Here is a 6,521-nt window from a genome sequence, read left to right as displayed (position 1 = left end):
GTGACGAAGACGAACCCGTCGAAACTCCCGATCTTGGCGGCCCACTCCTTGGTGTGATCGTTCTGGTACTGGCCCATGATGGGCGGTGTCGGCTCATCCAGGTGCGGAAGGGGGTAGTCCGCCAGGTCGACCAGTTCGAAGACGGCATCGGCACGGTGTGCGGCATTCTTCTTGACCCACTGGGCGACCTTCTCTCCATTGCGCCCGGGTCGGGTGCTGCCCAGGATGATTCCGATTCTCGTCATCTCGCCATTCCTCTTGTCTGTCCTTGAATGGTCTCCACGAAGGACTTGGGAGACCGGCCTGCGAGTATTTTTGGAGGCCGGCGGCGCGGGAACATCGGTCATTTGACTGGGACATGAGCTTGGGGCCGGCAAAGACGGACGTTCGAAAGTTCCGCCAGCAGTTCATCGATTCGGCTTGCGGGGAGCGCAGACCACATACCGTCAAATGACCGGTGCTCACACCGGCGGCCTCAAATTACTGTTTACCGATGTGCACAGCGGCCTCGTTCTGCGCCGGCGCCGCGGTCGCTCAGTCGCCCCGCTCGTCCTCGCTGAATCCGGCGCAACCTTGAGTCTGACGAAGGTCGGCAAGGGCGTCCCTGAGTGCCGCACGGGAGGTGATTCCGAGCTTGGGAAAGAGCTGGTACAGATGCGAGCTCACGGTTCGGGGGGAGAGGTAGAGGCGTTCCGCGATCTGCTTGTTGGTCAGGCCGGAGGCGGCCAACTGTGCGATCTCGAGCTCCTGCGCAGTGAGGGTCACGGAGCCTCGTACCCCTGTGGTCCGGGCCCGGCGAGTGGCGCGGGCCTCGTTGGAGGCCCGGGCGGCCCAAGACCGGGCTCCCAAGCGTTCGAACGCCTCTGCTGCGGTGTTCAACTGCGTTCGGGCGTCCTTGAGCGACCGCATGCGTCTCAGGCGTTCCCCGTAGACCAGCCGCACCCGGGCCAGTTCAAAAGGCCATTGTTCCGCTCCGGGAACGGCCAGGGCGTGCTCGAAGCGTTCAGTCGCCTCGTCATCAGGAGAGATCAGCGCGGTCGAGGCCGCGACCAGCAGCGCCAGCCGTGGCGAGAAGGATGCGATACCGGACTCGTGCATTGCGCGTACATGGGCCTCGGCCTGCGCGAGGCGCTGAGTGCGGAGCGCCGCCTCCACAAGATCCATGCACACCCACATGGCATGGGGGACATGGGACGCGAAGCTGCCTGGGGGGCTCATCGCCGCGGCGTGCCGGTAGGCCCCTTCGTAGTCGGCCTCGCCGAGATCGGCGAGAACCCGGGCGTGGTTGGCGAACGCGACCGCCCCGAAGGCTCCACGGGGAACGGCCCATTGGGTGATCCGGTCGGCCAGCGCCAGGCTGGCTTGACGGCTCCCGCTGACCGCGGCCAGCAGCGCCTGGACATACTGGAAATACCACGAGAAGAACGGGTACTCGTGTTGCTCGCACACACGCAGGCCCTCGCCTGCCAGCCTTTCGGCTTCCTTCCACTCGCCGGTCAGGAAATCCTGAAGGCACAGGTGCATGAGCGCACCGATGTGCCGACGGGCGGGACCGCCTCGGCGTCCCTGGCGGACCACCCGCCAAGATGCCTCGCGCACTTCCGAGAGCCGGTCGGGATAGACAGAGGCCGTCCCCATGCGGATGATCCGGCCCAGGTCTTCCTCGTTCCGGATGCCGGCCAGTATCTCGTCGAGCTCCTTGAGGCCGGACGATCCGGTTCGGACGGGATCGGGAAACGTCTTGCTGCAGGCGGACAGCAGCAAGGGAGGAGCCGGCCGCAGACGGTCGAGCGCCGCGTAGAAGGGCTCCCACAGCGCGCTGCGCCCTCCGAACCAGCACACCAGGAGCAGGGTGTGCAGGGCCTCGATCAGGGCGCCGTCCTGAGCGTCGTATGCGTGGCTGCCTGACTCGACGGCGCCCACCAGCAGACGGTGAGCGGTGTCGACGTCGCCGTCACCGCTGTTGAGCAGCAGGAAGGCTGCCGCGGCGGCAGCAAGCAGAGAGTTTCCGAGGTTCGGCTCGGCTCGCCGGGCGCTGTCCAGAAGTACGGAAGCCGCGCCCAGCTCCCCGGTCGCGTCGGCGCCGATATAGGCGGCCTCGGCGAGTCGGCGGCCCCGGTCGGCGGATCGGGGGCTCAGCTCCGCAGACCTGGTCAACGTCGTGATCGCGTGTATCGCGTCCCCTCGTCGCGCGATCAGCTGAGCTGCTTGTTCAAGGAGTTCCGCGACCTCCTCGTCGGGCGCGAGAGACGCCTCCCCCAAATGCCAGGCCCTGCGTTCGGGCTCCTCCTTACGGAACTCCGCGAGCGCGAGATGGGCCCGGCGCCGGTCGTCGAGCGTACTGGCCTCGACGACGGCAGACGCGATCAACGGGTGACGGAAGGCAACGCACCGACTCCGGTCGTCGACGATGACCAGACGGTCCGATTCCGCCTGTGCCAGAGCACTCAGGTTCGGCGAGTCCTCCGTCGCGAGCTGCAGGATGGCCAGATCCCCGGTGCCGTCGAGAGCGAGGAGGAGCAGAAGGTGCTGCGATGCCGGCGGAAGGGCGGAAATCCGGGAAACGTAGAGGGCTTGGAGACGTTGGGAGAGAGGCAGGACGGCGGGCACATTCACCAGAGCAGCCCGTTGCGGGCCGGTCAGCGCGGTGGGAAGCTCCAGGAGCGCGAGGGGATTGCCCTGCGCCTGGGCCAGGACGCGATCCCGTACACGTGCGGCGAGGCCGGGAAATCGTGCGGTGATCAGGGCCATTGCTGCGTCGCCGTCCAGCGGATGCAGCTCGTACTCCGTGAGTTGTCCTCGCTCGAAGAAGCTGTCGGCTCCGGACCTGGAAGCCGCCAGGAAGCCGATACGGCTCCCGGCCAGACGGCGGGCGACGAAGCCCAGCACCGCCGCGCTTGCACGATCGAGCCAGGGAAGGTCGTCCACGACGATGAACACAGGACGATCGAGTGCCGCCTGCCGCAGCAGGGTATGTACGGCGTTCGCCACCACAAGCCTGTCGGGCACCGGATCGCTGCCGAACCCCAGGGCACTTCGCAGCGCCTCCCGGTGCGCGTCACCGAGGCGCTCGAACTGATCACACAGCGGGAAAAGCAGTTGATGGAGGCCCGCATACGTCAGCTCGGCCTCGAACTGCACACCGGTCGCCGACATCACCAAGGCGCCCGCCGCGGACATGGCCTTGGTGACCTCGTGCAGCAGTACCGTCTTTCCCACGCCCGGATCCCCGGACAGCAGCAGGGCACGGCCCTGGACCGTACCCGCCCCGAAGAATCCTGTGATCTCTCGGACCTGCTGGGCACGGCCGAACAGGTCCTGGGGCGAGTTGCTGTACAAGGAAGTCCTCTACGCATTGTCCGGCCGTTGGTCGCGTGGGGCGTCCGGCGGTGCGCCGCTTGCGTCGCAGTGGCGGCGACATACCTCCAGCCAGGCTCCGTGACCGGTCGACCGGCTCCGCGTTGCCCAGCTGTGCCCGTGGCTGTGAGCAAACGATGCGCGGTTCCGAGGACGCTTACATCGGCCATGTGACGGCATACCGGGTCAGGCGTCGGCCATGGAGGCGGTGGAGGCGGCGGGGCGCGGGGAGCACAGGCCGCGGGGGCGCGATGGCAATGTCTCAGTGCCAGGAATCGCCGGAAGACCGGGCATCGGGCACGAGACCGAGGTGCACAGGTGACACGGCCGGGCGGTTGTGCTTGACCCGGTCTGATCCGGTCAGTGGCCCGGGTGCAGGATCTGTCCGTTCACCCAGTGGCCCGGACCGGCGAGGAACGCAATGGCTTCGGCGATGCCGGCCAGCTCTCCCGGTCGTTCGGGATGGGCGGGATCGGCTACGAAGGGGTCCAGAACGACCGCGTTGACGGTCACGTTCCGCTCGCGAAGCTCTCCGGTGAGGAAGACGGTGAGAGCGTTCACAGCGGCCTTGCAGGCGACATAGGCCCCGTACGAGGAGCGCGCGGATTCACTGAGATCGCTGGCAAGGTTGATGAGGGCGCCGCCACTGCGCACTCGGCGTGCGGCATGCCGGCCGACGACGAACGCACCCAGAACGTTCGTACGGTGCATCTGTGCGAACTCCTCCGGCGTCAGTTCCGAGACCGATCCGCACATCACGATCTCGGCGGAGTGGACGACCACGTCGACCGTGCCGAAGACCTCCTCCGCCTGCTGGAACAGGCGCGCGACCGCGGCCTCGTCGGCTACGTCGGTCTCCACGGCCAATGCGCGGCCCGCGATTTCCTCTATGGCCGCCCTGGTGCCCTCAGCGGCCACCCGATCGTCGGTGTAGGCGACAACCACATCGAATCCGTCCTCCGCCAGTCGCAGCGCCGCGCGCCGACCAATTCCGCGCGAGCCCTCCGTCACGATGGCGACAGGCGACCGTACGAGGTCGGGCCGAGCAGAGAACGGCATGATCAGGTCCTTCCGTGGTGGTGGTCCCTGCGCGGAAGTCCGCCGACGTCCCGACTCGTTGTCCAGCAGAATCGTGCGGGGTTCCACCGTCCTGGTCACCCGTCAAATGACTGGAATGCGGCGGGGGCTTTCGAGGTCGCTCCGGTGAAGGTGGTTCATCGGGCTTCGACCGGACCCCGAGTGGTTTGTGCGAGTCAGACAGCCGGCGTGCTGGTTACGGCGACACGATTTGGGTCCTGGCGCGCATTCCGTGAAGGCGATCACGCCGCTCGCGTGTAGGACACGGAGTGTGAGCGTCGGGAGGCGGCAACAAGCAGGACGCGTTTTCTCAGCAGCGGGAGTCCGGCCCGGTTGAACATCTGCCGTTTCAGCATCTTGAGATCGCTGACGCGGCCTTCGACCACGCCGGAACTCCAGTTCGTGGTGAAACCGGCGGTGACCGCGTCAAGGTCGGTGACCAGTCCCTTGGCAAAGCCGGCAAGGCCAGGCAGCCCGCTGGTGGTGACCTTCTCGATCCAGGCCGGCAGTTCGGCGGCCTGGCGGGACTGGAGCATCTGGCCGAGGGCGCGGATGTGTTCGTGGGCGGTGGCCAGTTCGGGACATGAGGTGAGGACGAGCGTGAGCTGGCGGGTCTTCTCCTCGCTCAGCGTGTCCGGATGGCGGGTGAGCCAGCCGGTCGCCTGACGGACGGTCGGTGGTCGCGGCGGTGACGCGTCAGGTGTCTGGCGGGGCGGGAGGGTGCGGGCGATCCAGTCGCGCAGGGTGGTGTAGCTGACATCGATTCCCTGCTCGTGGAGTTCGCGTTGGAGCTCTTTGATCATCACGTTGCCGGCCTGCCACCGTTGCCGCAGCTAGTCGGTGTGGGGGTCTAGGATGCTGGAGCGGCGTGGCCGGAGGGTGACCTGCTCTTGCCGGCGGGCGGCGCGGGCATACCGCTGCACCGTGTGCCGCCCCCCCAGCCCAGCCAGTGCGCGATCGCGCGGATGCCCATCCCCGCATCGAGCAGGTCATGGACCCTGGTGCCAGCGGATGCGGGCGAGTTCTGCGGTGCGCCGATGCGAAGCGGGGAACGTCTCTTCCTCGTCGCTGATGCCGGCCTGCTGCGGCCCCACCTCGGGGGCCCAGGGCGGCAGGCAGCGGCGGTGGAAGGTCACGCACCGCTCTACGCCCTTGCCGAGGTTGTTCCAGATATGCCACCTGTCTGCGACTTGGATCGCGCTGGGAGCGGCCGTGCGGGCCGCGTCGATGTAGGAGCCGGACCGGTCCCGGCAGATGATCTCGACGCCGGGATGGTCGGCCAGCCAGCTGGCCAGCGGCCCGGCTTCACGGCCTTGGAGCGTGTCGATCGGGGCGCGAGTCTCGACATCGACCAGGAGCGTTCCGTAGACGTGCCCCTTCCGGGTCGCGAAATCGTCGACGCCCAGGACCCGCGGCGTCACCGTCGGAGGGTCGGGCAGCGCCATCACCAGCCGCAGCAGAACCGACCGGTCGACCGGGACCGACAGCACGGCCGCGAGTCTGCCACCGGCCCGTCCCGCGAGCGCCGCCCCAACCGCCTCCAGCACGCCCCGCAGCAGCGGCGTCCGGCGGCCGTAGAAGAAGGTGAGCCCCTCGACCTGTTCGGCGAACGTCACCCTGGTGCAGCCGGAGTTGTCGCAGAACAGCCGCCGAACGGACAGTTCGATCACGTTCCGGCGGCCGCCCACCGGGATGTCAGCGAGCCGGCGCTCGTACCGGCTGTGCGTCCGTCGCGACGGTGTCCCGCACCCAGGGCAGGCGCAGACCCGCTCGTCCCGGGTCCGCGACACAACACGTAACACGCTGTCTGCCAGCACCAGTTGCTCCACGCGTACCGCTTCCAGGCGCGGAAACAGCCTCTCGATCAAGCCTTCACACGTCAGCCGGGATCCCGAATCGGCCCCGCCCGTAACCGGAAACTCCTGCCAAGGTGCCTCGGCCCCTGGATCTCGCGAGGGACGGCAGGGCGGGTTTGCGGAGCCGAAGGGAAGGAGAGGGGCAGCCGCGGCGGGCCTGGCGGGCCCCGATGAAATGCCCCCTTCAGGCATAATCGCGCCAGGCGTACCTCTCGTCGCTGCGTGGTGCAA

At 67.8% G+C, this 6,521-nt stretch carries 5 protein-coding genes; all 5 read right to left on the bottom strand.

The window, feature by feature from the left end:
- Positions 1-245 (bottom strand): NADPH-dependent FMN reductase (locus tag KVT45_RS51700; protein WP_217561491.1); only part of this gene is annotated, 245 nt, incomplete at its 3' end.
- A gap of 289 nt (positions 246-534) precedes the next feature.
- On the bottom strand, positions 535-3,339 hold the full coding sequence (locus KVT45_RS51695) for an AAA family ATPase (RefSeq protein WP_217561489.1): 2,805 nt from the start codon (positions 3,337-3,339) through the stop codon (positions 535-537).
- A gap of 378 nt (positions 3,340-3,717) precedes the next feature.
- Entirely contained in the window at positions 3,718-4,503 is a 786-nt protein-coding gene (locus KVT45_RS51690) for an SDR family oxidoreductase (protein ID WP_308311136.1), read from the bottom strand.
- Positions 4,504-4,676: 173 nt separating this feature from the next.
- Positions 4,677-5,237: a transposase gene (locus KVT45_RS57310; protein ID WP_254648607.1), complete on the bottom strand. Its 561-nt coding sequence runs from the start codon at positions 5,235-5,237 to the stop codon at positions 4,677-4,679.
- Between the two features lie 186 nt (positions 5,238-5,423).
- Positions 5,424-6,482, bottom strand: a complete 1,059-nt coding sequence (locus tag KVT45_RS57305; protein WP_254648606.1) for an ISL3 family transposase — start codon at positions 6,480-6,482, stop codon at positions 5,424-5,426.
- Between the last annotated feature and the right edge of the window lie 39 nt (positions 6,483-6,521).

This window comes from Streptomyces sp. GbtcB6 (genome assembly GCF_019091475.1).
Lineage (GTDB): Bacteria > Actinomycetota > Actinomycetes > Streptomycetales > Streptomycetaceae > Streptomyces > Streptomyces hyaluromycini.
This window is presented reverse-complemented; position numbering and strand designations above follow the sequence as displayed.

Coding starts and splice junctions, on each gene's coding strand:
- KVT45_RS57310 (WP_254648607.1), bottom strand. CDS start 5,237: ATGATCAAAGAGCTCCAACGCGAACTCCACGAGCAGGGAATCGATGTC.
- KVT45_RS57305 (WP_254648606.1), bottom strand. CDS start 6,482: ATGCCTGAAGGGGGCATTTCATCGGGGCCCGCCAGGCCCGCCGCGGCT.